Here is a 25,779-nt window from a genome sequence, read left to right on the forward strand (position 1 = left end):
CACCGCCCGCCCATGTCCATGGGTGCCCCTCATGGAGTGCGGGCGGGCGCCCGTTCGGGCCACATCTGCTATGATGCCGTCTCCATGATGCTCAGGCGTTTTCTGGTGTCGGTCCGCAGGATGTCGCTCGCCCGTCTTCTCCGCCGGTTCGGCCTGCTGCTTCCGGGCCTCGCCGTGCTGGCGCTGGCCGCCGGTGCCGTGGACTACCGCGTCAGCGAGGCCATGGGCTTGGCCGAGCTTCAGCAGACCGGCCACCACCGGCTGGATCTCTACGGCGCCAGCCTGGAACGCGAGATCGACAAGTACGCCTATTTCCCGGCCACGCTGGATCTGGAGCGCGACGTGCTCGACCTCGTGGCGCGCGGCGCGCCGGTGGCGCAGGCGGTCAACCTCTATCTGGAACGGTTGAACCAGCGCGCCGGCACGCTGTCCATCTACGTGCTGGACCGCCGGGGCCATGTGGTCGCCACCAGCAATTGGAACCGGCCCGACAGCTTCATGGGCGAGGACCTGTCCTACCGCCCCTATTTCATCGAGGCGGCGAACGGGCGCCCCGGCCGCTTTTTCGGCGTCGGCACCACGCGGGGCGAGCCCGGCTACTACCTGTCGTCCCCGCTGACGGACAATGGCGAGACGGTCGGCGGCGAGACGGTCGGCGTCGCCGTCGTCAAGGTCAGCCTGGAACAGTTGGAGCAGTCCTGGACGACGGTGGAGGCGCCGGTTCTGGTCACCGACGAGAACGGGGTGGTGATCCTCGCCTCCGTGCCGTCCTGGAAGTTCACCACGATCCGCCCCCTTGACGAGGGCACCCGCCGCCAATTCGAGCGCACGCTGCAATACAACGCCCGCCCCCTGCCGCCGCTCGGCCTTGTCCCAGTGCGGACGGTGGGGAGCGGCGCGGACCTCGTCACCCTGGCCCGGCCATCCCATGGCGTGGTGGAGGAAGCGACGGTGTTCCCCGTTTCCGGCACCTTCCTGGCCCAGACGGCGCCCCTGCGCGGCACGGGCTGGACGCTGACCGTGCTGTCGCCGGTCAAGCAGGTCAGCAGCATGGCCTGGACGCGCGCCGCACTGGCCGCTATCGGCAGCGCCTTCGTCGCTATCCTGCTGGTGTTGTGGAACCTGCGCCGGCTGCACCTGCGCGACCGGCTGCGCGCCCGCGAGGCCTTGCAGCGCGCCCATGACGAACTGGAACGCAAGGTCGAGGAACGGACCCGGACGCTGCGCGCCGCCCAGGACGAGCTGGTCCACGCCGGCAAGCTGGCGGTCATCGGGCAGCTTTCGGCCGGGCTGGCGCACGAGTTGAACCAGCCCTTGGCAGCACTCCGCACCCTGTCGGGGAACGCGGTCAAGTTCATGCAGCGGGGCAATCTGGAGGCCGCCCAGGGCAACCTGGACCGCATCGGCCAGCTGGTGGACGGCATGGGAACGCTGACCAGCCAGCTGAAATCCTTCGCCCGCAAATCGTCGGGAGCGCCGCGCCCGGTGGCGGTCCGGACCTGCGCCGACAACGCCCTGTTCCTGCTGGACCAGCGCCTGCGCCGCGCCGGTGTGCGGGTGGAGTTGGAGTTCGGCGACGGCGTCGTGGCGCTCTGCGACCCCAACCGCTTGGAACAGGTGCTGGTCAACCTGATCGCCAACGCGCTCGACGCCATGGACGGGTGCCGTGACCCGCTGCTGCGGCTGAGCGGCCGGCGCGAGGACGGGCGCGTCCTGATCGAGGTGCGCGACACCGGCACGGGTCTGCCGGATGAGGTTCTGCCCCGGCTGTTCGAACCGTTCTTCACCACGAAAGATTCCGGCAAGGGTCCCGGCGGCGGCCTCGGCTTGGGGCTTGCCATCTCGGCCGGGATCGTGCGTGACTTCGGCGGCACGCTGGCCGGGAGCAACGCACCCGGCGGGGGCGCCGTTTTCACCGTGAACATTCCCGCCGCCCCAGCCGCCCCCGATCCCGCCCCCGATTCCGATGGCGAAGAGGCCCGACCAGCCGGAGACGTCGAATGCCCGAAATTCTCCCCGAAGCCCTGCCGCGAGGCTTGAAGGTCCTGATCGTCGAGGACGATGCCAACGTCCGCCTCGGCTGCCAGCAGGCCTTGCAGCTGGAGGATATTCCGGTCGAGGCGGTGGACACGGCCGAGAAAGCCCGCCGTCTGGTCGCCGCCGATTTTCCCGGCGTGGTGGTCACCGACATCCGGCTGCCCGGCGCGGACGGCATGGACCTGCTGCATCACCTGCTGCACCTCGACCCCGACCTGCCGGTGGTGCTGATGACCGGGCACGGCGACGTGTCGCTGGCGGTGCAGGCGATGAAGGCGGGCGCGCACGACTTCATCGAGAAGCCCTTCTCCTCCGATTATCTGGTCGAGGTGGTACGGCGCGCGTTGGAAAAGCGCCGCCTGACGCTGGAAGTGCGGGACCTGCGGGAAAAGCTGCGGAACCGGCGGAGCATCGACGCCCGTCTGATCGGCAACTCTCCGGCGATGGAGCGAGTGCGCCGGCTGATTGCCGACCTCGGCGACAGCGCGGCCGACGTGTTGATCCACGGCGAGACCGGGACCGGAAAGGAGTTGGTTGCGCGCTGCCTGCACGACGCCAGCCCGCGCCGCACCGGCAACTTCGTCGCCGTCAACTGCGGCGGCCTGCCGGAAAGCCTGATCGACAGCGAGATTTTCGGGCACGAAGCTGGGGCCTTCACGGGTGCCGGCAAGCGGCGCATCGGCAAGATCGAGCACGCCAACGGCGGCACCCTGTTTCTCGACGAGATCGAGAGCATGCCGATGCCCATGCAGATCAAGCTGCTGCGCGTTCTGCAGGAGCGCACGCTGGAGCGGCTGGGCTCCAACACCGCGATCCCCGTGGATTGCCGCGTGATCGCCGCCACCAAAGTGGACCTGCGCGAGCTGGCGGACCGGGGGCTATTCCGCGCCGACCTTTATTACCGCCTGAACGTCGCGACTCTACCGCTGCCGCCCCTGCGCGAACGGCGCGAGGACATCCCTTTGCTGTTCGAGCAGTTCGCGTTGGAGGCCGCGTCGCGCCACGGGCGCCCGGTCCCCGAACCCGACGCGGAGCGCACGCGCCGCCTGATGGCCCATCATTGGCCCGGCAACGTGCGGGAACTGCGCAACGTGGCGGACCGCTGCGTTCTCGGCATCGAGGGCGGCTTTCCGCCCTTCGGCGCGCCGGTCACGCCCGCCCGTCCCCTGGCGGAGACCGTCGATGCCTTCGAACGAGCCCTGATCGCCGAGGCGCTGCGCCGCAACGGCAACAGTTTGGCGCGGGCCAGCGAGGAGTTGCAGGTCGCCAAGACGACCCTGCACGACAAGATTCGAAAGCACAGGCTGGCCACCTCCTGATGGGACCATCGGCGATCAACGGATCGACAACGCAGAGAACTTCGTCGAAGCTACGCCGGGCAACCTCGTGTCGGGCGCCCAATGATGAAATGGCTTGCCGACGAACCGGAGACCTCTCGATGACCACCGACCCCCGTGCCCTGCTTCGCCGCATGTTCGACGCGGCGGTCGGCGCCGCCCAGCCGGCGCTCTGCGTGCCCGCCCACCTGCCCGAGCCGCCCAAGGGCCGGCTGGTGGTGATTGGCGCTGGCAAGGCTTCGGCGGCGATGGCGCGGGCGGTCGAGGATCACTGGCCGGGGGGCCTCTCCGGCCTCGTGGTCACCCGTTACGGCTACAAAGTGCCGTGCGAGCGCATCGAGATCGTGGAAGCGGCGCATCCGGTGCCCGACGCCGCCGGGCTGGAGGCCGCCAAGCGCATCCAGGCGCTGGTCCAGGGTCTCACCCCCGACGATCTCGTCCTGTGCCTGATCTCTGGCGGCGGCTCGGCGCTGCTGGCCTTGCCGCTCAACGGGTTGACGCTGGAGGACAAGCAGACCGTCAACCGCGCCCTGCTGAAATCCGGCGCCACCATCGCCGAGATGAACTGCGTGCGCCGCCACTTGTCCGCCGTGAAGGGCGGCCGGCTGGCTGCCGCCTGCCATCCGGCGAAGGTGGTCACGCTGCTGCTGTCCGATGTGCCGGGCGACAACCCGATGGACATCGCCTCCGGCCCGACCGTCGCGGACCCGACCACGTGCGGCGACGCGCTGGCGATCATCCGCCGTTACGGCATCGACGTTCCGGCGCATGTCCTGACGGTGCTGGAAAGCGGACAGGGCGAGAGCGTCAAGCCCGACGATCCGCGCCTTGCCGGCTGCGAGGCGCGCATGATCGCCACCCCGCAGATGGCCTTGGAGGCGGCGGCATCCGTGGCGGCCGAGGCCGGCTACCCGGTGCACATCCTCAGCGACCGCATCGAGGGCGAGGCAAGGGATGTCGGAAAGGTGCTGGCCGGCCTTGCCCTCCAGGTGGCCGAACGCGGGCAGCCCTTCACCGGGCCCTGCATCCTGCTGTCGGGCGGCGAGACCACCGTAACGGTGCGCGGGCAGGGAAGGGGTGGGCGCAACGTCGAATTCCTGCTGTCGCTGGGGGTCGCGCTCGACGGGCACCCGCGCATCCACGCGCTGGCCGGCGACACGGACGGGGTGGACGGGCTGGAGGAGATCGCCGGTGCCTATCTCGGCCCCGACAGTCTGGCCCGCGCCTGGAGCCAGGGCATCAACCCGAAGGACCGCCTCGCCGACAACGACGGCCACGGCTTCTTCGAAGCGCTGGGTGACAGCGTCGTCACCGGCCCAACCCTGACCAACGTCAACGATTTCCGCGCGATCCTGATCGCGTCGCCCTCGGAGTCGTCGTAGGCGTCGTCACGCGCGGTACCGCAGCGCCTCGACCAGCACCGCGAAGGCGGCCGAGGGCTGGCGCCGGCTCGGGTAATAGAGATGGTAGCCGGGGAATGACGGGCACCAGTCCTCCAGGACCCGCACCAAGCGGCCGTCCGCAAGGTGCTCCGTGACTTCATCCTCCATGACGAAACCGAGTCCGAACCCGGCGGCGGCGGCTTGGACGATCATGCTGGTGTTGTTGAAGGCAAGTTGCCCCTCGACGCGCACCCGCAGTTCGCGGCCGTCCTTTTCCAGTTCCCAGGGGTAAAGCGTACCGGAACTCTGCAGGCGCAGGTTGATGCACCGGTGCTCACCCAGATCCTGCGGTGTGCGGGGAATGGGGCGCGTTTCGAAATAGGTGGGCGAGCCGACCACCGCCATCCGCAGGTCCGGACCGATCCGCGTGGCGATCATGTCCTTGGCGAGAGCCTCGCCGAGCCGGACGCCGGCATCGAACCGTTCCGTCACGATGTCGGTCAGGGCGGAGTCGATGCACAGTTCCACGTGAATGTCGGGATAATCGGGAAGCAGCTTTTCGAGCGCGGGCCACAGGATGGAGGTTGCGGCGTGCTGCGCCGTCGTGATGCGGATGATCCCGGCCGGCTTCTCGCGCAGTTCGCTCAGCGAGGCAAGCTGGGCGCCGATGCTGTCCAGGGCCGGCTTCAGCGTAGTAAGCAGCCGCTCTCCCGCCTCGGTCGGCGCGACGCTCCGGGTGGTCCGGGTCAGCAGGCGCACGCCGACCCGCGTTTCCAGGCGCCGGATCGTGTGGCTCAGCGTTGATTGCGAGGTGCCCAGCTTCGCGGCGGCGCGGGTGAAGCTCCGCTCCTCGGCCACCGTCAGGAAGGCGTTGAGGTCGGCCAACTCCTCGCGCTGCATTCATGAACCCCCGATATGACCGCATGCAATTTATACCAGCTAATCCCTGAAAAGCCTCCGGTCTAGATCCTCGCTTGCCGACGGCCGTGCGAAAAACCGTCGGCCCCAACGGCGCGGAGGACGACGATGGACATCAAGCGCAGCGGCTCGCAGCCTTCGAGGAAGGGGCCCGAGGAGTATTTCACCGGCACCGTCCGGATCGACGCGCCGTTCAGCGGCAGCGGCGATCTGAGCGGCGCGATCGTCACCTTCGAGCCCGGCGCGCGCACCGCGTGGCACACGCACCCGCGCGGCCAGACCTTGCTGGTCACCTCGGGCCTCGGTCGCGCGCAGCGGGAGGGCGGGCCGGTCGAGGAAATCCGCCCCGGCGACATCGTCTGGTTCGCCCCCGGCGAGAAGCACTGGCATGGCGCCGCGCCCGATTGCGCGATGACGCACATCGCCATTGCCGAGATGCGGGATGGCAAGGCGGTCGATTGGTTGGAGAAAGTGACCGACGAGCAATACGGCGGCTGAAGCACGACGGCTGAAATATGGTGGCTGACCGGCTGCCCCTCATGACCACAGCGATCAACAAACAGGTTTAGCGATGAAGACCATCGGTTACGCCGCGCAGTCGGCGGAATCCCCGCTTGCCGCTTACCGTTTCGAGCGGCGCGCGTTGCGTCCCGACGATGTGGCGATGGAGGTGCTCTACTGCGGCGTCTGCCATTCCGACCTGCACACCACCCGCAACGACTGGGGGTGGACGCAGTATCCGGCGCTTCCCGGCCACGAGATCGTCGGCCGCGTGGTCGCGGTCGGGCCCGAGGTCACCCGCCACAAGATCGGCGACCATGTCGCGGTCGGCTGCATGGTGGACAGCTGCCAGGACTGCGACCAGTGCCGCAAGGGGGAGGAGCAGTTTTGCCGCAACGGCCGCACGGACACCTACAACGGCCTGGACCGGGTGACCGGCGAGAACACGCTGGGCGGCTATTCGAAGCACATCGTCGTGCGCGAGCCGTTCGTGCTGAGCGTGCCAGACGCGCTGGACCTCGCGAAGGTCGGGCCGCTGCTGTGCGCCGGCATCACGACCTATTCCCCGCTGCGCAGCTGGAACGCCGGGCCGGGCAGCCGCGTCGGCGTCGTCGGGCTGGGCGGGCTCGGCCACATGGCGGTCAAGCTCGCCTCCGCGCTCGGCGCGCACGTCACGGTGATGAGCCGTTCGGCGGGCAAGGAGGCGGACGCGCTGGAGCTGGGCGCCGACCGGGTTCTCATCTCCACCGACGCGGACGCCATGGCGAAGGCGGCGAACAGCTTCGACCTCATCATCGACACGGTTCCGGTGAAGCACGACGTCAACCCGTACCTGCCGCTGCTCGACGTTGACGGCACGCTCTGCCTCGTCGGGCAGGTCGGCCCGCTCGCCGAGCCGAACACGGCCCCGCTCATTCTGGGGCGCCGCCGCGTCGCCGGGTCGCTGATCGGCGGGATCGCCGAAACGCAGGAGATGCTGGACTTCTGCGCCCGCAAGGGGATCGTGCCGGAGGTCGAGATGATCCGCATGGAGCAGATCAACGAGGCCTTCGAGCGGCTGGAGCGTGCCGACGTGCGCTACCGCTTCGTGATCGACATGGCCTCGCTGCCGGCTCCGGCGGATACGCCCTTCTGATCACTGGTATGCATTGGGTCCGAAGGGTGCGCCAAATCCGGCGTGGCCTGATAGACTGCGGCCATGCCCGCCCTTTCCGACTGCAAGGCCCTTTGTCGCGACTGCGCGGCCGCGTTGCGCGGCCCGGAGCCCCGCTGCCCGAAATGCGGCGGCCGGCGGGTCGTCCGGCATGACGAACTGCACGCCCTGCCCATCGGCCACATCGACTGCGACGCCTTCTACGCCACGGTCGAGAAGCGCGACCGGCCGGAGTTGGTCAGCCGCCCGCTGATCATCGGCGGCGACCGGCGCGGCGTGGTGGCGGCCTGCTGCTACGTCGCGCGGATGGCCGGGGTGCGCTCGGCCATGCCGATCTGGCAGGCGCTGGAGGCGTGCCCCGACGCCGTCGTCCTGCGCCCGGACATGGCCAAGTATAAGTCGGTGGGCCGGCAGGCGCGGACGCTGATGGAGGCCTTCACCCCGCTGGTCGAGCCGATCTCCATCGACGAGGCCTTCCTCGACCTCTCCGGCGTCGAGGAGCGGCTCAGCATCAGCCCGGCGCAGGCCTTGGTCGAGCTGTCCCGCCGCTTCGAAAGCCAGCTGGGCATCACCGCCTCCGTGGGCCTCAGCTACAACAAGCTGTTCGCCAAGATCGCGTCGGACCTGGAAAAACCACGCGGTTTCTCCGTCATCGGACGGGGGCAGGCGATGGACTTCCTGGCTCCCAAGCCGGTGTCGATCCTCTGGGGCGTCGGCCCGGTGCTCCAGCGCAAGCTGTTCGCCGACGGCATCCGCACCGTGGGCGACCTGCGCGACTGGTCGGAAATCGACCTCGTCCGCCGGCACGGCAAGATGGGCCGTCTGTTGCACCGCTTCGCCCGAGGCCAGGACGACCGCCGCGTCGAGCCCGAGGGCCCCAGCAAGAGCATTTCCGCCGAAACCACCTTCGACTGGGAAACCGCCGATCCGGCCGCGCTGAAGGAAGCCCTGCGCCCCCTGGCCGAGACGGTGGCCCGCCGCCTGTCCGCCGCCGGCCTTCAGGGGCGCAGCGTGGTGCTGAAGCTGAAGACCGCCGACTTCCACACGATCACCCGTTCCCGCCGCGTCGATCCGCCGGCCCGGCTGGCGGAGGCGATCTGGCGGGTTGGTTGCGAGATGCTGGAGCCGGAGGCGGACGGCCGCCCGATCCGCCTGATCGGCATCGGCTGCACCGACCTGATCGACCCGGAAAACGAGCCCGAACCCGGCCTGTTCGATTGACCTATCGGTCCGGGCCGGCCGCCAGCCGCCCGATGACCGCCGGCTCCGTGGTGCTGTTGGCCCGCAGCAGCACCGCTTCCCCCGATGCCGGGTGAACACCGGTCAGTGCGGTGACGACCACCTGATGGGTGACCAGCACCACCGGCGGCCCGCCCGCGGGAAGCCCCGCCAGGAAGCGCCGCAGTTCGGCCATCTGCGCGTCCCGCTCCCCGTTGCGCCCGAAGAAGGAGTTGATCGCCGGCATCTCCCGCACCGCTCCAACCCCCAGCAGCCGGGCCGTCTCCAGGCAGCGGCACCATTGGCTGGAATACACCGCAATTTTCCGGATCCCCAGGCGCCGCAGCCGTTCCCCGATGCGGCGGGCCTGTTGCCGCCCGTCCTCGCTCAGGTTTCGCTGGGTCGCGCAGTCGTCCAGCCGAAAGCCCGCCGGATCGCCAATTCCCGGTGCCTCAGCGTGGCGCATCAGCACCACCAGCCCCGCGACATCGCCCGCGCGCAGCTCCGCCGCCGTGATATCTTGGGCGAACGACGCCGCCGCCACGCCGATCAACATGGCCATCACCACCCAGCGTCGATGCGGTCCGGACATGAAGCCTCCACCACCTGTGCCTAGCGTCGCCCCAGCAATGTTGATCTCGTCACCGGCGAAACCAGCGCGGTCACGGTTGCGCATGGCGGCCAGTCAACCACATCATCAGGGTCCAAGCCCGTCAGGAGTTTCCGCGTGTCCATTCAGTTGACCACCCTTCCCAACGGTTTCCGTGTTCTGACCGACCATCTCCCCCATCTCGGCACGATCACCAGCGGCGTCTGGGTCGGGGTGGGCGCGCGCAACGAGCGGCCGGAGGTGAACGGCATCGCCCATTTCCTGGAGCACATGATCTTCAAGGGCACCGAAAGCCGCGACGCGCTGGCCATTGCCATGGAGATCGAGAACCGGGGCGGCGACTTCAACGCCTTCACCGACTACGACGTGACCGCCTACTACACGCAGATGGCGGCCAAGCATGTCGAGGTGTCCTGCGAGATCATCGGCGACATCGTGCTGAACTCCGTCTTCCCGCAAGGTGAGGTGGAGAAGGAGCGCGGTGTGGTCATCCAGGAGATCGGCCGCTACGCCGACGAGCCGGAGGACGTGGTCTACGAGGCGCTGCGCCGCACCGCCTTCCAGGGGCAGGCGCTCGGCCGTCCGATCCTGGGCCCGCGCGAGAACGTCGCCGGCTTCGACCGCGACCACCTGTTCGACTACGTCGCCCATTACGACCCGCGCCGCATGGTCTATGTGGTGTCCGGCAACGTGGACCACGACACGGTGGTGCGCCGGGTGGAGTCGCTGTTCGGCCACCTGACGGCCAAGGACGCGCCCTTCCACGAGGCCGTCGCCAACACCGGCGGCGCCTCCCTCGTCCAGCGCGACGCCGAGCAGGTCCACTTCATGGCGGCCTTTCCGGGCGTCGGGACGGAGGACCCGGCGAGCTACGCGCTGCGCCACCTCGCCAACATCCTCGGCGGCGGCATGACCTCGCGCCTGTTCCAGGAAATCCGGGAAAAGCGGGGCCTCGTCTATTCCGTCTACGCCGCGCCGATCCAGTACATCGACGGCGGTGCGCTCAGCTTCTACGCCGGGACGGGGTCTGAGGAAGTGGCCGAGCTGGTCCCGGTCTTCTTCGAGGAACTCCGCAAGGCCCGCGACGGCGTCACCGCCACCGAACTGGAGCGGTCGAAGGAACAGATGCGCTTCTCGGTCGGCAAGTCCCTGGAATCGACCATGCGGCGCGCCGACCGCTTCGCCCGCACCCTGCTGCGCACCGGCGAGGTCCGCACCATCGAGCAGATCTTCGAGCGCATCGACGCGGTCTCGGCCGACGATGTGGCGCAAGCCGCCAACCGCGCCTTCGCCGGCCCGATGGCGGTGTCGGCCGTCGGCGTGCTCGACCGGCTGCCGTCCTACGAGGACATGCAGGGCATGCTCAAGGCGGCGTGACGTCTGGGGCGGCGTGACTTTCCGGAGTGGTGCCACCGCTCTGGCGATGCGGCAACGCGTACTGCGCGTGTGTCGGAGTATGTGTTGCCTGCATGCCCCCTTTTCGCGAATATCTCCGCCGGATTTCGAACGATCGGAGAGGGCGGATGTATCACCCGGAAGCGCTGGAACCCATCGTCAGCTTCCTGCGCGGCATCGGAATGGAGGTCGAGTATGGCGAGGGCGCGCACAACGGCTTCCTGCCGGGCGTGAACATCCACGCCGGGGTGATCCATGTGGACCCCGAAACCCTGCTCGGGCCGGGGGACCTCCTGCACGAGGCCGGGCACATCATCGTCGTGCCGCGCCGCTATTGGCATCGGCTGGGGCGGGATTTGCAGGTGGATATCGAGGCTCTCCTCGAAGAGGAAACGGGGCCGGACAACGCCCCGAATCCGGAGCTGAACGCGGCGGCCCGGCAGGGCGAATTCATGTCCCAGGCCTGGTCCTATGCGGCCGTCCTGCATTTGGGGCTGCCGATGGGATGCCTCTTCTTCCCCGGTTCCTACAAGTGCGACCGGTATGAAGGGAAGCATCCGATGCAGGCGTGGCTGGAGCAGGGAACCCATTTCGGTCCTATGGCGCTGGCCCAGGCCGGCATGACCGGCTTTTTCGGCATGTTTGCCTACATGGGGAACAACGCTCTGCCCGCCTTCCCCCATATGACCCGCTGGACGCTGGACTGAGCTTTTTGCCGGAACGAAGGAGGGCGGGTCATGAGCCGCGTCCGCGCGCGTCCTTGGGCGACAGTCCGAAGCGGCGCTTGAAAGCCGTGGCGAAGTTCGCCGGGTTGCTGTAACCGGCGGCATAGCTGGCCTCGGTGACGCTGACCCGGTCCTGTTCCAGCAGGGCGCGCGCCCGGTCCATGCGGACGCTACGATAATAGTCGAAGACCGAGGTGCCGTGGGCGGCGCGGAACAGGCGCTGGAGCGCGCTGACGCTCATCCCGGCATGGCGGGCGATGTCGTCGAGCCGGGGGCTTTCGTTGTGCTCCTCCCGGCTGTGGGCGTCGAGATAGTCGCACACGGTGCGGATGCGGGCGCGGTCCCGGCAACTCAGCCCGCCGTCGGATCCGTCCGCGCCATCCGGGTCGGCAAGGCGGGACAGGGTGTCGGCGACGATCTCCAGCGCGTGGCTTTCCAGATACAAGGCTTCCAGCGGGGCGCCGAAGGGGGTTGCACCGACCATCCGCTCGGCCAGCTGAAGCTGCCGCGCCGACGGAGTCCAACTTGCGCTCGCCCCGTGCGTCCGGCCGAAGCGGCGCAGCCGTCCGTCGGCGCAGAGCCGATCGTCTTCCAGCCAATCCGGCGGAACGTTGATGGTGACCTTGCGGACCCAGTTGCCGCGCGCCCCGCGCCGCACGAACAGGTCCGGCTCGGCGCGTGACAGCACGAACAGCGTCGGCGCCACGCCGGCCGACACCAGAAAACGCCGGGAGCCCAGCGAGATATCGGCCTTCCCGCGCAGAAACAGCGCCACCGTCAGCCCCGCCGTTGTGACGCCCTGAGTCGTCAGGTCGTGGACATCGACCGCGTCGGTAGCGTGCAGCGACAGGCCGGAGCGCAGGGGAAGCAGCTGAAACCGGCCGTGCAGAACGGCGGCGTCCGGCGGCAGCGTCGGCGTCACCAGCTGGAAGGATTCGCGCGACCGGCCCAGCGAGGTCAGCAAATCCCGGCAGTGGACGGGCGTGTGCGGGGGCGTCGTGCCGCCGGGTTGGGCTTGGCCGGTGCTAGGGGCGGCATTGTGGCCGGTATCACGGGATGCATCGTCGATCATCGGCTGCGCCGCTCCTGCGTTCTGACCATCCGGCAAAGGACATCGACCGGCCTGCAAAGGCTTTTCCCGGAGGACCGGGCTATACAGCCCCGGTATTCAGGGCCGTGCCGCGCCGTGTTATTGCGAATAATTCTCATTATCGTTATCACGCGAACGACCGGCCGTCCAGAACGGGCCGACAGAGAGGACGAACAAGGATGACCAATCGAATCCACCACCGGACGGGTGCGGAGGCTCCGCGATCCAAGGCAGCGCTGCTCGGCTCCACCACGCTGGCGTCGGTTGCCGCCCTGTTCGTCATCACCGGGCCGGTGTCGGCGCAGCAGACGGTGACGCTGGCGCCGGTCGCGGTCGGGGGGGAGGCGCCGCGGGAGCTCACCACCACCAGCGCCATCACGCAGCAGGACATCGACCGGGAGCAGCCCCTGACCCTGCGCGAACTGTTCCGAGACGATCCGGCCATCACGGTGCCGAGCGGCAGCACCGCCGCGCAGAAGCTCTACGTGCACGGCATCGACCAGTCGAAGCTGAACGTCACCGTGGATGGCGCGCCGCAGCGCAACAACGTGTGGCACCACAACGGAAACCTGACGCTCGATCCGATCTTCCTGAAGTCGGTGGCGGTCGATGCCGGCGTGGCGCCGGCCGACGCCGGCTTCGGCGCGCTGGGCGGCGCGGTGCGCTTCGCCACCAAGGACGCGCGCGACATGCTGCTGCCCGGCCAGATGATGGGCGGCACCGCAATCCTGGGCTATGATACCAATTCCCGCACGTGGCGCACCACCGGCGCCGGCTACGCCGCCAATCACGGGTTCGAGGTGCTGGGCATCGGCTCCCTGGCGCGCGGCAAGGATTACGAGAACGGCGCGGGCCGGCGCGAACCCGGCACCGCCAACGACCTGACCAGCGGCCTCGGCAAGCTGGCCTACGAATCCGGCGAGGGGCACCGCTTGCAGGTCTCCGGCGAACACGTCAAGGATGAAGGGGTGCGCCGCCTGCGCGCGAACCTGGGCATCCTGAACAACGCGCAGGGCCGCCTGCTGAACACCACCCGTGCGACCCGCACGACCGTCACGGCCGGCTACCAGACCACCAAGCCGACCGACCTGTTCGACCCCAAAATCAACCTGTACGTCAACCGCAACCGGCTGGAACGGCCGCTGGAGAACCGCCTGACCACGCCGCACGGGGCGTTCAACGCCGACGTGAAGAGCGTCGGCGGCACGGTGCAGAACAGCTTCGCCATTCCCACGGGCAAGCTGACCGCCGGTTTCGACTTCTACCGCGATGATGCCTCCCTGGACCGCTTCCATTTCACCACGAACGTGGACGAGCGGATCACCGGCGTCGGCGGCTTCGTCCAGGCGCGCCTGTCGCCGCTCGACCGGCTGCGCCTGTCCACCGGCCTGCGCGTCGATCATCAGAGCTACCGCGCGGTCGATGGGCAGACCTTCGACAACAGCGGACTCAGCCCCAACCTGTCGGCCGAGGTCGATTTGATCGGCGGCCTCACCGCCTTCGGTGGCTACAGCTACAATTGGGGTGGGCTGGAGATGGCCGAAACCGCCCTGTTCCACGCCGCCAACTACCGCTACGCGCCCAATCTGAAGCCGGTCACGTCGCACAACGCCCGCGCCGGCCTGCGCTATGTCCAGGACGGTCTGACCCTGGAAGGCGCCCTGTTCCGCACCCTCATGGAAAACCCCATGGAGTGGAACTACACCACGCGCGTCCGCATCAACGGCCCGGACCTGAAGAGCCAGGGCTTCGACCTCGCGGCCGGCTACGATTGGCGCAACGCCGCCGTCGGCGCCAAGTTCACGCACACGGACGTTACCTATGGCGGCCGCATGGCGCTGCCCAGCGACTACAACGCCGCTGCACCGGTGGGCGACCTGCTGACACTGCGCGGGCAATACACGGTGGAGAGCCTTCGCCTGACGCTGGGCGCTTCGTCGGAGATCGCGCTGGCCATCGAGGACGATGCCCTGCGGGCCGCCGGCTTCGGCAAGCTGGAGAGCTATCAGGTCGCCAACCTCTTCGCCGAATGGCAGCCTGTGGCGTCACTGGCGAATTGGACGTTGCGCGTCGAGGCCAACAACCTGTTCGACGAGGCTTACTCCAGCCGCTCCACCTACGCGCAGACCTCCGTTATCACGCCGGTCCTGGCGGAGGGGCGGTCCTTCTACCTGTCTTCGACGCTGAAGTTCTGAGCGAAGGCAAAGCCTTGCTGCGGCATTGATTGATCATTCTTCTGGGCCTGCTGCTGGGCCTCGCCGGGCCAGCGGCGGGGGAAGAGGTCACCGACCTTGCCGGCCGCAAGGTTCAGGTGCCGGCGCGGGGCGAGCGGATCGTCATGGGAGAAGGACGGTTCCTCGCCGCGCTCGGCATCCTCGAACGCGACGACGCCGTGCGGCGCGCCTACGGCGTGGTGGGGCGGGTGGAGGCGTGTTCAAGGGGTTTCTGCATTGTTCTGGCGGACCGCGCCCTCACGGAGGGCGAACGGTCGAACACAGAGGGGATGGATTCATGATGATCCAGCAGGCTCAGGTGAGCACGGCGAGTGCCGGGCGCTATCTGGTGCAGCTGTGCAAGCACTTCGCGCACAAAATCCCGGTGGATTATGATGCCAGCCGGGGCCGCGCCGACTTCGCGTGGGGCACCTGCCACATGGAAGCCGGTGACGGCGTTCTGTCCTTGCGCTGCGAGGCCAACGACGGCGAGGCGCTGGAGCGCATCAAGTTCGTCGTAAACGATCACCTGACGCGCTTCGCCTGGCGGGAATCCCTGACCATAAGGTGGGAACCGGTGTCGCCGGATGCCAGCGGGGACGCGGCCTGACCCGGCGTCCCTCGGGCGGTGCCATCATCCTGCTCGCGTTGGGCGCGCGCCTCAGCCGGGGGCGGTCTCCGACCGAAGTTCCCGCCGCAACGCGCGCAATGTCCGCAACGTCTCCTCCAGCGCTCCGATGCGGTCGTCCAGAGCGTTCAAACGGTGGGTGCGGGCGCAGGCCGGGCACGGAGCGGCTCCGCCGCAGCACGGGCAGTCGTCCCCGCCTGGGCTCTCGATGCCGGGTTCAACCATCATGGTGGGCATCATGGTGGGGCCGTTCATGGGAGGTCGCTCAATGGCCGGCGGTTGGCGGCGACGACGCACCCGCCTGACCGAGGGAGCCCAGGATGCGCGCGAAGGACGTTGCCCCCGCGCTGCGCATCGGGACGAAGGGCTTGCCCATCCTCCGGCACAGCCCCTTGACACGCAGGCAGGCGTCGTGGCTGACGCAATCGACGGGGCACACCACCACGTCGGCGCGCTCGACCAGCCCTTCCAGGCAGCGCGCCGCCTGTTCGAAACCGCCGTCGTGGTGCAGCAGGCAGCCGTTGCGGGTTTCCACCGCCGCCCGCAGGCGGGGAAGAGCGCTCGGCCGCCCGCCGACATAGAGGATGGCCTGCCCGCCAAGGTCGGCGGAGGCCGTGGGCTTCGCCGATTCCCCGGATGGCGGGGGCACCAGCCGGTCCACGCCGTCGATGAGGTGGCGCAGCTTGTCCAGTTCCGCCTCCGCGAGGCGGGCGCGCATCCGTTCCACCGTCACCCGGCGGCGCAGTGCCCCGACCTCGCGCAGCAGGCGTCCCACGCGCCGGGGCTTCGGTTCGGAGGCGGCCGGGGAGGCGGCGGCGGGCGGGCGCCGTTCGGCCAGCTGCGCCTCCAGGGACTGGATGCGCGCGTCCTTCTCGGCGAGCCGCTCGGCGGAGGAGCGCTCCTGCCGGGCCAGCCGGGCTTCCAGCTCGGCGCAGCGGCGCGCCTGTTCCTGGGCGTCGCGCAGGTGCCGCCGGCTTTCGCCGCCCATGATGTGGGACAGCATGTGCACGTCGGCGAAGGCCCGCGCCCGGATCGCGTCGGGAATGCCGGCGTGGCTCAGCACCGCCCAGTAGGCCGCGGCCACCGCGCCCGTGGCGACCGAGTGTTCCCACAGGGCCAGCCACCCGTCTTCACTGCTTTCCCGCGCGAAGCGGCGAATCGCCCCGGCGAAGGCTTCGTCCATCCGCTTATGCATGAGGCGCGCTTCCCGTCCATCGGTCCCGGCCCGCTCCACGAAAAACCGATGGATGTCGTAGGGGCGGGCGTCCGAGGACGGAACCAGCGCAAGGCGGCGGCACAGCCAGGCGATGTCGTCGGACGACAGGCACGTCCCGACGATGGAGCAGTGAAATTCCGGAGGGATGGCCCACAGCTTGCGGCGGCGCCCGGCCGTGGGGGGCGGGTCTGCTTGGGTGGTTCGGCAACGTTCACACATCGTCCTTGCTCCCTCACCGATGCCGCTTCGTGATTTGATAGTGATAATCATTATCAAAATGGAGGCGACCAAACAACCGGAGAGTTGAAGGGGGCAGGCCGGTGCGGAGGGAAAGCGAACCGTGTGGGCAAGCGCCGAGCGCCCCTCCCGAACGGGAGCGAGGAGGGATGCTCGGCGCGGCTTGCCGGCGAACGTTACGCGGCCATGGAGCCGATGCCGGGCGACAAGTGGGCGCGCGACCCGTGAGTCTGGGACCGGCGCCCATGGAGTGGGGGCAACCGCAGCCGGGTGACCAGCCCGTCGAGCGTGCCGTGAAGCCAACGGTATGGGCTGCCGTCCTTTCCCGGCTGGTGCAGAGAAACGAACGGTGTGCCCGGCAGACGGGCGTCCAGGTGGATTTCGACGATAGGAATCCCGGCCGCGCAGCCGTGGACGAGAGGATCGGCGGGGATGAACCTCCACCCCCGTTCCAGGCAGCGGAGCGCCAATTCCTCCAGCAGCAGGGAGGCGGACGATGTTTCCGGAACGGCCTTCAGTTCGGTCAGCAGTTGGCGCACGCCACCGCAGCCGTTCAGGAACAGGCCGGCCGCGTGCTCACCGTCGTGAATCACCAGTTTCAGCATGGTTCACCTCGTGTGTGGCGGTTCCCGCTTCCGCGCGGGATTCAGTCGGAATCGGGCGATGAGGGGAGCGGGCTTCCCAGCTCGCCGTCGGGCGCCGGGGGAAGTTCGGCGACCATCCTCGTCAGCCCCTTCCGTAGCTGGCGTTCCGGTTGCGTCGGGATTCGGGCTTCGACGCGGACGCGGACAACTCCATCGTCGATCATGCCGATCGCCTCGGCAGCGGTTCGGGACAGGTCGATCACGCGCCCTTTGACGTAGGGGCCACGGTCGTTGATCAGGACTTCCACGCTCTTACCGGTGTCGGCGTGGGTGACGATGGCCGTGCTGCCCAGCGGCAGCGTCCGCGAGGCCGCGGTCAGTTTCCGCTGGCTGAAGCGCTCGCCGGATGCGGTGCGCCGGCCATGGAAGGAATCTGCATAGTAGGACGCCTTGCCTTCATGAACAAAAACAGGCTCTGATTTCGAAACAATAACCGTCGATAAAGATTCTGTCGGTTTCTCAGTCGTCGCTATCTGCGCATGAGAAGAACATGCGCCAACAGACATGGCGAAAAACGCTAAGACCATGCATCCGCGATGCACTGCCTGCCTCCTCCATTGTTTTTGTGCGGCGACGGTTGCTGAATGACGTCCTGGTGTCAACCGTGTAATCACTAGCGACCCTGTGATAGAAAAAGGCCGAAATGTTTATTCAAATGATTGCTTTTGCTTTATTTGGGGGACGCGTCGCCGTTAAATGATGCCGGGAGGACATGGCGGCCCGTGCTCTCCGGACACAGGCTGAAAAGGCATGCGTGCGAAGGATTCGCCCCGAAGCCCCGGCCGGGATGGCGGAGGCTTCGGGGCTTGGATGTCGAGCGGGAAAAAGGCGGGTTTACGGCGCCCCGGCGGTCTGCTGGGGGCGGATGCGAGCGTAGTGGACGGACACGGCCCGGATCTGCTCCTCCGTCAGGTCGCGGGCGGCGGCGGCCATGATCCGCGACAGGGGGGTGTCGCCGCGCGCGCCTTTCTGCCAGAGACGCAGCTGGTCGGCGATGTAGCCCGCGTGCTGCCCGTCCAGGGAGGGATAGCGCGGGTCGCGGTTCGGCCCGTGGCAGCCTGAGCAGGCGGGAACGCCGCGCTGCGGATCGCCGGCGGTCGCGAGTTTGGCGCCGAGTTCCAGCGTCTGCGGGTCGCTTTCGTCCGGCGCGGGCGGGTGGGGGGCGCCGGTCTGCCGCGCGTAGTGATCGGCAAGGGCGCGCATCGTGGCCTCGTCCAGCCCGGCCGCCATGGGCTGCATGAAGCCGCTGGGCCTCGCGCCGCTCGCGTAGGCGCGCAGCGATTCGTAGAGATAGTCGGCCTTCTGGCCGCTGAGCCGGGGAAAGGCGCCGGTGCCATGCCCCGCGCCGTCATAGCCGTGGCAGCGGGCGCAGTTGCGCAGAGTTTCCTCAATGGGGCCTTCCAGCTCATCCATGGTCGCGCGGGTGTCGGCCGCCATCGTCTCCTCCCCAAAGGCGAGGCGGCGGTACTCCGCCGCGTCCATCCCGTCGAGCCGCCGAAGGAAGGCCGCAACCGCCCAGGGCTCGTCGTCGCGCCGCTGCGCCGGCCAAGCCGGCATGCCCGCGTATTTGATGCCGTGCAACGTGATCCAATAGAGCTGTTCCGGATTCCAGTCCTTGACCGTGTCCGGCAGATAGGGCGGGGCGGGCAGCATGTGGCGGGAGATCGGGTTGCGCGTCGCGTCGGGGGCGCCGTGGCAGGGGGCGCAGCCGTCCTCGTAATGCCCGGCGCCGCGCTGGACCAGCGCCGGGTCGTTCAGGTCCGGCGCGTCGATGAACATGGCGTGCGTCTCGATGGAATTGCGCATCGCCATTTCCAGGAACCAGGTCGTCGGCGGCCAGTGGTCCTTGCTGGCAGCGACGCTGTAGAGCCCCGACCAGGCGAACAGGAACGCCCCGACGGCCTGGAGGACGAGAACCGCCCCGACGATCATCAGAAGTCTGCGCATGGCTCTCCAACCGGGATTGAGGCGCTTCATCCCTTGGAGAATGCGTATGGAAATGCCGAGGTTCCGGCGGAACAGAAGGGCGATGGGATGAGTTGAACGCCCCAACGATCAAAGCCCGGGACCGCGGGAGTGCTTTGGGGAGTGCCGGTGCATGGGCCGCCGTTCAGGCCACGCGAAGACCATGGGGCGGACGGCTGGGCTGGCCGGCGGGTTGGTTTGGCTGGCAGCCTGCGACGGGCCGCAGTCCGCACTCCAGGCCGGCGGGCGCGACGCCGAGGCCATTCTTGAGCTGACGCTGGTCCTGTTCATCGGGGGCGGGGCGATCTTCCTCGCCGTCATGGCACTGGCGGGTTACGCCGTCTTCGCCCGTCCGGAACGGTTTCCCGGCGCCCGCTTCTGGGTGATCGGCGGCGGGATCGTCTTTCCCATCGTCACGCTGACCGCGCTTCAGATCTATGAATTCGCCGTCGCGCGCCGGCTGTCCGCTCCGGCCGGTCCGGAGGCGCTGCGTGTCGAGGTGACCGGGCACATGTGGTGGTGGGATGTCCGCTACGGCGATGGCCCGGAACAGCTGCGCACCGCCAACGAGATCGTCATCCCCGCCGGCCGCCCGGTGGAGTTCACCGTCAAGGCCGCCGACGTGATCCACGCCTTCTGGGTGCCGGGCCTCGGCGGCAAGATCGACATGATCCCCGGCCACGCGAACCGGCTGGTCCTAGTCGCCGACAAGCCGGGCGTCTACCGGGGCCAGTGCGCCGAATATTGCGGGGCGCAGCATGCGCTGATGGCGTTCGACGTGATCGTCGAACCGCCCGACCGGTTCGAGGCGTGGCTTGCCAACCAGCGCCGACCGGCCGTCGAGCCGGTGGACCCCGCCCTGGCCGCCGGGCGGGAGGCCTTCCTGTCGCTCGGCTGCGGGGCGTGCCACACGGTGCGCGGGACGGATGCTGCCGGGGCAACCGGCCCGGACCTGACCCATGTGGGCGGGCGGCGCCAACTGGCGGCGGGAACGCTGCCCAACGGTGCCGAGGCGCTGGCCGGCTGGATCGCCGGCGCCCAGCACATCAAGCCGGAAAACCGCATGCCGTCCTTCCCCATCGCCGACGGCGACAACCTGCGGGCCGCCGCCGCCTGGCTGGAGAGCCTGAAATGACGCCGCCGCTCGACGACCCCGGCCTGCCGAGCCCGCTGCCGCGCCCACCGCAGGAGATCGCGACGCTGAAGCGCGTCTGGTGGGCGCGGCCGGGCATCGGCCTGCTGACCGCCGTCAACAATCAGCGCATCGGCGTCCTGTACATCGGCACGGCGCTGTTGTTCTTCGCGATCTCCGGGTTGCTGGCGCTGGCCATGCGGGCGCAGCTGGCGGTGCCGGAAAACGACCTGCTCGACCACGGCACCTACAACCAGTTCTTCACCGTGCACGGCACGGGCATGATGTTCCTGTTCGCCGTGCCCGTCGTGGAGGCCATCGGCGTCTACCTGCTGCCGGCCATGCTGGCGGCGCGCGACCTGCCGTTCCCCCGCCTGTCGGCCTTCGCCTTCTGGGCCTATTTCTTCGGCGGTGTGTCCTTCTTCTGCTCGCTGATCTTCGACGCGGCCCCCGACGGCGGCTGGTTCATGTACCCGCCGCTCACCAGCAGCCGCTTCTCGCCGGGGATCAACGCCGATTTCTGGCTGCTGGGCATCGGCTTCATCGAAATCTCGGCCATCGCCGGGGCCATCGAGATCATCGTCGGCATCCTGCGCACCCGCCCGCCGGGGATGACGCTGGACAAGCTGCCGATCTACGCCTGGTCGATGCTGGTGATGGCGGGGATGATCGTCTTCGCCTTTCCCGCCGTGATCGTCGCGACCCTGCTCCTGGAGATCGAGCGCGTCTTCGGCTGGCCCTTCTTCATGGCGGAACAGGGCGGCGACCCGCTGCTGTGGCAGCACCTGTTCTGGTTCTTCGGCCATCCGGAGGTCTACATCATCTTCCTGCCGGCCGCCGGGCTGGTGTCGATGATGGTGCCGACGCTGGCGCAACGGCCGCTGGTCGGCCACGACTGGGTGGTGCTGGCGCTGGTCGGCACGGGCTTCTTCAGCTTCGGCCTGTGGGTGCACCACATGTTCACCACGGGCATCCCGCAGCTGTCGCTCAGCTTCTTCTCCGCCGCCAGCATGGCCGTGTCCGTGCCGGCCGGCATGCAGGTCTTCGCCTGGATCGCCACCTTCGGCAAGGGGCGGGTGCAGTGGACGGTGGCGACCTATTTCCTGCTGGGCTTCCTGTTCATCTTCGTGCTGGGCGGGTTGACTGGCGTGATGGTCGCGGTGATCCCCTTCGACTGGCAGGCCCACGACAGCTACTTCATCGTGGCGCACCTGCATTACGTGCTGATCGGCGGCATGGTCTTCCCGGTCTTCGCCGGCATCTACTATTGGTGGCCGACGCTGACCAGCCGGCTGCTGTCGGAGCGGTTGGGGAAGTGGGCCTTCTGGCTGATGTTCCTCGGCTTCAACGTCACCTTCTTTCCCATGCACCTCAGCGGCCTGCTGGGCATGCCCCGGCGCGTCTACACTTACCCCGGCGACCTCGGCTGGGACGCTCTGAACATGGTCTCGACCGTTGGGTCCTTCGTGCTGGCGCTTGGCGTGCTGCTGGTGTTCGCGGACATGGCGCGCAACGCGCTGGGCTGGGGCGAGCCGGCGCCGCAGAACCCCTGGCGCGCGGGCACGCTGGAGTGGATCCCCAACGACACCTACGCGACGCGGAGCATCCCGCGCGTCTCCTCGCTCTACCCGCTGTGGGACAACCCCCGCCTGTCGCGCGAGGTGGAGGAGGGCGGCCACTTCCTGCCCGGCGCGCCGACCAACCGGCGCGAGACCATCGTGACCAGCCCCATCGAGGCGAAACCCCAATACCTGATGCCCATGCCCGGCCCGCATTGGGGGCACTTCCTGGCCGGACTGTTCACGGCGGCGCACTTCCTGTGCCTGACCGTGCAGTGGTACTGGCTGTCCATCCTGCCCGCCGTGCTGGCCATCGCGTCGGTCTTCTGGTGGGTGTGGGACCTGGACAAGGGGGAGGACCACCCGCCCCAGGACATCGGCGGCGGCTGGCGCGTGCCGGTCTACGTCCAGGGGCCGGAGAGCCATTCCTGGTGGGCGGTGGTCGTGCTGCTGCTGGTGGACGGCACGGCCTTCGCCTGTCTGATCTTCACCTACCTGTTCCTGTGGACGGTCAGCCCCGAGGTCTGGCCCACCGATGTGGCGGTCCTTCCCGGTCTGGAATGGCTGGCGGGGGGCGTGGCGCTGTGGGCGCTGGGGGCGGGAGCGATGCTGGCGGCGAGCCGGGCGGTGGCGCGCAACCGTCCTTGGCCGATGCGGATCGCCTTGGTCATTGGCTTCCTGCTGCTGCTCGCCGCAGCCGTGTTGCAGCCCTATCCCCACATTCAATCCGGGTTGAAGGGGGCGGACAGCGCTTATGGCGCGGCCGTCTACATGCTGGCGGCGTGGCAGGGCTTCCACGTCGCGGTGCTGCTGTTGATGACCGGCTACACGCTGGCGCGCTCCTTCGCCGGGAAGCTGCACGCCCGGCGGCGGGTCACCTTCGACAACACCATGCTGATGTGGCACTACAGCTGCGGGCAAGGCGCGGTGGCCCTGCTGCTGGTGCATCTGTTCCCCCGGCTTGCGGTGTAGGGCGGACGCCATGGAGAAGCACAGCTTTCCCGTCACCTTCGCCGGCATGATGGCCGCCTTCCTGATCTGGGCGGCGCATTTCGGGGCAATCTACGGCATCAACGGGCTGATCTGCGCCCGCAATCTCGACACCATGGAGCTGTTTAGCCTGCCGCTGGCAAGCGCGCTGGTGCTGGCCGCGACGGCGGCGGCGCTTCTGCTGGCCGCGCTCGTGCTGCTGGCGGCGCTGTGGGGTGGCGGACCGGCGGCGCGGGCCAGCGAGGATCCGCGCCGTTTCATCCGCTGGTTCACGGCATTCGCTGCCGGGGCGGCGCTGATCGCGATCCTGTGGAATGGGCTGCCCGCCGTTCAGGTCCCGGCCTGTGCGTGAGTTCTTCTCAAAGCGTGTCGAGCGTCCGCAGCGTGTTTCCTTTGCCGTGCTGCTGCGCCCACCGGGCGGCATCAATGACGCGGCCGCCCGCCGCCACACCCTGCTCAGTCTGCCCGGCGTCCAGCGCGGCGGCGAGGCTGCCCCGGCGCTCCACCTGAAGCTGGCCGTCCTCGACGCGCAAAATCAGATCGGCCCGGCGCAGGGTGGACAGGCGGTGCGCGATGATGAAGGTGGTGCGCCCGCGCATCAGCTCCTCGATCGCGTCGGTGATGGCCGCTTCGGTGTCGCGGTCAAGCGCGCTGGTCGGCTCGTCCAGGATCAGGATCGGGGCCTGCTTCAGGAAGGCGCGGGCGAGGCAAACGCGCTGGCGCTCGCCGCCGGACAGGGTCAGTGCGCGCTCGCCGACCATGCTGTCGTAGCCGTCCGGTAGCGCCATGATGAAGTCGTGCGCGTGCGCCCGGCGCGCCGCCTCCTCGATCTCCCCACGGTTGGCCTCGGGGTGGCCATAGGCGATGTTTTCGGCGATGGTGGTGGAGAACAGGGACGGTTCCTGTTCCATGATCGCGAACTGGCGGCGCAACTCGCACAGGCGGAAATCGCGCAAATCGCGGCCGTCCAGGCGGATGCTGCCGCCGGTTGGGTCGATCAGCCGGACCAGAAGGTTGGTCAGCGTGCTCTTGCCCGACCCCGTGCGCCCGACGACACCGACGCAGGTGCCGGCCGGCACGTCGAAGGACGTGTTGCGCAGCACCTCCGGACCCTCGGGGTAAGCGAAGCTGACCCGGTCGAAGGACAGGTTGCCCTGTGTGCGCCGTGGCCGGGCCTTTTTTTCGGGGCTGGCCGGTTTGTCCGGAACGGCGGGTGGGGCCTCCAGAAGCTCGAAGGCGCGCTCGCCGCAGGCGAAGGCGGCCTGTTGGGCGATGATGTGCTCGGCAATCGCCTTCAGGGGCTCGTAGAGCTGGGTCATATAGGCCAGCAGCACGATCAGGTCGCCGACGCTGAGCGCGCCAGCCTGCACGTCGCGCACGCCGATGTAGAGGATACCCGCGGTGCCAAAGCCGATCGCGAGCGTCAGCACCACGCGGAAGCCGGCCTCGATCAGCATCACCGACAGGCGCGCCATGAAGCAGGCGCGGCCCTGGTCGATCAGGCGCTGGACCTCATGCTCCTCCTGGCAGGAGGTCAGCACGATGCGCCGCGCGCCCAACACCTCGTAAGCGAGCTGCGTCAGGCGGCTTTCCAGTTGGCGGGACCGGTGCCAACGGTCGCACAGAGGGCGCTGCTTCAGCACGATCAGCACGATCAGCGGAACCGACGACGCCAGCGCGATGACGGCGACCTGCGGGCTGATCATGGAGGTGATCGCCACGACCCAGACGACCGAGCCGGTTTTCGTGACCAGCGGGATCACGCCCCAGATGGTCATGGCCTGCAAGGCCGGGGCGTCCTGGCTGATGCGGAAGACCTGATCCACCACGCCGCGTCCGGCGTCGCGCGAGGCAGTCTGGCGCAAAGCCTGCCCCAGCACCTTGGCGCGGAACCGCCGCACCATTTGGTCGGCCACCGTTTCGCGGTAGAGCCATTCCCCGACGCCGTGCAGCACGGTCAGAAGGCCGACCAGGACGCCGAAGCCGATGCACAGGTACAAAATCAGATTCTTGTCATCGGTGATGCTGGGCGACAACCAGCGCGTCATAAAGGACGGCAATGGCTGATCGCCGAGCACACTGTCCACGATGATCTTGACGGGAAGCGGCGCCAGCAGAGCAATGGGCGTCGCCAAAAGACCAAGCGCGACGATGAGCCCCAACTGCGGATACCAAGGACGAGCTTCCTTGAGCGCGCGCCAGTAGATGGCGCTCGGCAGCGTCTTGTTCGGCATGGCACTGGTCTTTCGACGTATCGCTTGACCGGTTGGGCGCGTCACCTCACGGTGGCATCACCGTTTAAGAGCGATATAATTGTTGCCAACTTTACGTGACGGGATCAGTTCCAACATCATTCCGAAAAAGTGGGCGCTCATACTCTTAAGAGCGGTCGGCTGTCTCCGAGGTCAGAGGTTTTTGGTCATTCGATGTCGAAGGTAGTGCTGTGGTCGCGTGGAGCAAAAGCCCAACGCGCCGCGCCGCCCTGACCGGAAAAGCTCATCCTTCGGAAAAAAGGTGTTGCGCGGCTCGGCCGACCGGCCTATATACCGCCTCCCGACGCGGTGGCCGCCAACGAAACGGCGACGCCGCAAGGGAAACAGAAGACAAGACGAAGTAGACGGCGGCGGTCAGGAAGAAATGACCGCTTGACATCGAACGTCGAAGCTTCTAGATGATGCGGCCTCGGCGCTTCGCTCCACAGCGGAGACTGAGCGCCGGCCGATGCGGCTCCCGGACGGGCGCTGCGGTTTCTTGGACAAGTTGATACCGTGTTGTGAGAAGGGATGCGCAGGCGGCGGTGTTTTTGCGCCGCGTCGCGGGGCTGGTCTC

23 protein-coding genes are annotated in these 25,779 nt (G+C 68.3%); 14 read left to right on the forward strand and 9 right to left on the reverse strand.

What is annotated here, in order from left to right; genetic code table 11:
- The first annotated feature begins 84 nt into the window (after positions 1-84).
- The 3 genes from J2852_RS25080 to J2852_RS25090 all read left to right on the forward strand — a co-directional run bounded on the left by J2852_RS25080 (position 85) and on the right by J2852_RS25090 (position 4,756).
- A complete protein-coding gene (locus J2852_RS25080; RefSeq protein ID WP_246499967.1) occupies positions 85-2,040 on the forward strand; it encodes a sensor histidine kinase in 1,956 nt (651 codons plus the stop codon).
- Positions 2,001-3,356: a sigma-54-dependent transcriptional regulator gene (locus J2852_RS25085; RefSeq protein WP_209880943.1), complete on the forward strand. Its 1,356-nt coding sequence runs from the start codon at positions 2,001-2,003 to the stop codon at positions 3,354-3,356. Before J2852_RS25080 ends, J2852_RS25085 begins: the two co-directional genes overlap by 40 nt.
- 119 nt (positions 3,357-3,475) lie before the next feature.
- Entirely contained in the window at positions 3,476-4,756 is a 1,281-nt protein-coding gene (locus tag J2852_RS25090) for a glycerate kinase type-2 family protein (protein WP_209880944.1), read from the forward strand.
- 6 nt (positions 4,757-4,762) lie between these two features.
- Here J2852_RS25090 and J2852_RS25095 read toward each other — a convergent pair whose 3' ends face one another.
- Positions 4,763-5,656 carry a LysR family transcriptional regulator gene (locus J2852_RS25095; protein WP_209880946.1) on the reverse strand — a complete coding sequence of 298 codons (894 nt, stop codon included), beginning with the start codon at positions 5,654-5,656 and terminating at the stop codon, positions 4,763-4,765.
- 126 nt (positions 5,657-5,782) lie between these two features.
- Here J2852_RS25095 and J2852_RS25100 point away from each other — a divergent pair, with 126 nt between their 5' ends.
- The 3 genes from J2852_RS25100 (at position 5,783) to J2852_RS25110 (ending at position 8,549) form a co-directional block, all read left to right on the forward strand.
- Positions 5,783-6,172 (forward strand): (R)-mandelonitrile lyase, encoded by a 390-nt coding sequence (locus tag J2852_RS25100; protein ID WP_209880948.1) that lies wholly within the window; start codon positions 5,783-5,785, stop codon positions 6,170-6,172.
- Between the two features lie 73 nt (positions 6,173-6,245).
- Positions 6,246-7,310 (forward strand): NAD(P)-dependent alcohol dehydrogenase, encoded by a 1,065-nt coding sequence (locus tag J2852_RS25105; RefSeq protein WP_209880949.1) that lies wholly within the window; start codon positions 6,246-6,248, stop codon positions 7,308-7,310.
- 63 nt (positions 7,311-7,373) lie between these two features.
- The gene (locus J2852_RS25110) at positions 7,374-8,549 is read left to right on the forward strand and encodes a DNA polymerase IV (protein WP_209880951.1); all 1,176 of its coding nucleotides are present in this window, start codon (positions 7,374-7,376) and stop codon (positions 8,547-8,549) included.
- Position 8,550: 1 nt separating this feature from the next.
- Here the strand turns inward: J2852_RS25110 and J2852_RS25115 are convergent, their stop codons facing one another.
- Positions 8,551-9,138 (reverse strand): histidine phosphatase family protein, encoded by a 588-nt coding sequence (locus tag J2852_RS25115; RefSeq protein WP_209880953.1) that lies wholly within the window; start codon positions 9,136-9,138, stop codon positions 8,551-8,553.
- A 135-nt stretch (positions 9,139-9,273) separates the two neighbouring features.
- Between J2852_RS25115 and J2852_RS25120 the strand changes: the two genes are divergently transcribed.
- Together J2852_RS25120 and J2852_RS25125 are read left to right on the forward strand one after the other, a co-directional pair.
- On the forward strand, positions 9,274-10,533 hold the full coding sequence (locus J2852_RS25120) for a M16 family metallopeptidase (protein ID WP_209880954.1): 1,260 nt from the start codon (positions 9,274-9,276) through the stop codon (positions 10,531-10,533).
- 146 nt (positions 10,534-10,679) lie between these two features.
- Positions 10,680-11,258 (forward strand): hypothetical protein, encoded by a 579-nt coding sequence (locus tag J2852_RS25125; RefSeq protein WP_209880956.1) that lies wholly within the window; start codon positions 10,680-10,682, stop codon positions 11,256-11,258.
- Positions 11,259-11,286: 28 nt separating this feature from the next.
- Here the strand turns inward: J2852_RS25125 and J2852_RS25130 are convergent, their stop codons facing one another.
- On the reverse strand, positions 11,287-12,348 hold the full coding sequence (locus tag J2852_RS25130; protein WP_209880958.1) for an AraC family transcriptional regulator: 1,062 nt from the start codon (positions 12,346-12,348) through the stop codon (positions 11,287-11,289).
- A 197-nt stretch (positions 12,349-12,545) separates the two neighbouring features.
- Between J2852_RS25130 and J2852_RS25135 the strand changes: the two genes are divergently transcribed.
- Genes J2852_RS25135 through J2852_RS25145 form a run of 3 tightly spaced genes read left to right on the forward strand, consistent with a single transcriptional unit; the run spans position 12,546 to position 15,189 of the window.
- On the forward strand, positions 12,546-14,561 hold the full coding sequence (locus J2852_RS25135) for a TonB-dependent receptor domain-containing protein (protein ID WP_209880960.1): 2,016 nt from the start codon (positions 12,546-12,548) through the stop codon (positions 14,559-14,561).
- A 29-nt stretch (positions 14,562-14,590) separates the two neighbouring features.
- Positions 14,591-14,881: a hypothetical protein gene (locus J2852_RS25140; protein WP_209880970.1), complete on the forward strand. Its 291-nt coding sequence runs from the start codon at positions 14,591-14,593 to the stop codon at positions 14,879-14,881.
- Positions 14,878-15,189, forward strand: a complete 312-nt coding sequence (locus J2852_RS25145; protein ID WP_209880972.1) for a DUF2218 domain-containing protein — start codon at positions 14,878-14,880, stop codon at positions 15,187-15,189. The genes J2852_RS25140 and J2852_RS25145 overlap by 4 nt, the downstream gene beginning before the upstream one ends.
- A gap of 51 nt (positions 15,190-15,240) precedes the next feature.
- On the opposite strand, the gene J2852_RS25150 is transcribed toward J2852_RS25145, so the two are convergent.
- The 5 genes from J2852_RS25150 to J2852_RS25170 all read right to left on the reverse strand — a co-directional run bounded on the left by J2852_RS25150 (position 15,241) and on the right by J2852_RS25170 (position 19,251).
- Positions 15,241-15,462 carry a hypothetical protein gene (locus J2852_RS25150; RefSeq protein WP_209880974.1) on the reverse strand — a complete coding sequence of 74 codons (222 nt, stop codon included), beginning with the start codon at positions 15,460-15,462 and terminating at the stop codon, positions 15,241-15,243.
- A 10-nt stretch (positions 15,463-15,472) separates the two neighbouring features.
- The gene (locus tag J2852_RS32140) at positions 15,473-16,642 is read right to left on the reverse strand and encodes a DUF2325 domain-containing protein (protein WP_281418482.1); all 1,170 of its coding nucleotides are present in this window, start codon (positions 16,640-16,642) and stop codon (positions 15,473-15,475) included.
- 194 nt (positions 16,643-16,836) lie between these two features.
- Complete coding sequence (locus tag J2852_RS25160) at positions 16,837-17,265, reverse strand: hypothetical protein (RefSeq protein ID WP_209880976.1); 429 nt, start codon at positions 17,263-17,265, stop codon at positions 16,837-16,839.
- Positions 17,266-17,306: 41 nt separating this feature from the next.
- The gene (locus J2852_RS25165; protein ID WP_209880978.1) at positions 17,307-17,831 is read right to left on the reverse strand and encodes a septal ring lytic transglycosylase RlpA family protein; all 525 of its coding nucleotides are present in this window, start codon (positions 17,829-17,831) and stop codon (positions 17,307-17,309) included.
- Positions 17,832-18,138: 307 nt separating this feature from the next.
- On the reverse strand, positions 18,139-19,251 hold the full coding sequence (locus J2852_RS25170; protein ID WP_209880980.1) for a c-type cytochrome: 1,113 nt from the start codon (positions 19,249-19,251) through the stop codon (positions 18,139-18,141).
- 151 nt (positions 19,252-19,402) lie between these two features.
- Here J2852_RS25170 and coxB point away from each other — a divergent pair, with 151 nt between their 5' ends.
- Genes coxB through J2852_RS25185 form a run of 3 tightly spaced genes read left to right on the forward strand, consistent with a single transcriptional unit; the run spans position 19,403 to position 23,302 of the window.
- Positions 19,403-20,404 carry a cytochrome c oxidase subunit II gene (gene coxB / locus J2852_RS25175; protein ID WP_209880981.1) on the forward strand — a complete coding sequence of 334 codons (1,002 nt, stop codon included), beginning with the start codon at positions 19,403-19,405 and terminating at the stop codon, positions 20,402-20,404.
- Positions 20,401-22,932: a cytochrome c oxidase subunit I gene (gene ctaD, locus J2852_RS25180; protein WP_209880983.1), complete on the forward strand. Its 2,532-nt coding sequence runs from the start codon at positions 20,401-20,403 to the stop codon at positions 22,930-22,932. The genes coxB and ctaD overlap by 4 nt, the downstream gene beginning before the upstream one ends.
- Before the next feature lie 10 nt (positions 22,933-22,942).
- Positions 22,943-23,302: a hypothetical protein gene (locus J2852_RS25185; protein ID WP_209880985.1), complete on the forward strand. Its 360-nt coding sequence runs from the start codon at positions 22,943-22,945 to the stop codon at positions 23,300-23,302.
- A gap of 7 nt (positions 23,303-23,309) precedes the next feature.
- Here the strand turns inward: J2852_RS25185 and J2852_RS25190 are convergent, their stop codons facing one another.
- Positions 23,310-25,184 (reverse strand): ABC transporter ATP-binding protein, encoded by a 1,875-nt coding sequence (locus J2852_RS25190; protein ID WP_209880987.1) that lies wholly within the window; start codon positions 25,182-25,184, stop codon positions 23,310-23,312.
- Positions 25,185-25,779: the final 595 nt, after the last annotated feature.

The organism is Azospirillum soli (assembly GCF_017876165.1).
Taxonomy (GTDB): domain Bacteria; phylum Pseudomonadota; class Alphaproteobacteria; order Azospirillales; family Azospirillaceae; genus Azospirillum; species Azospirillum soli.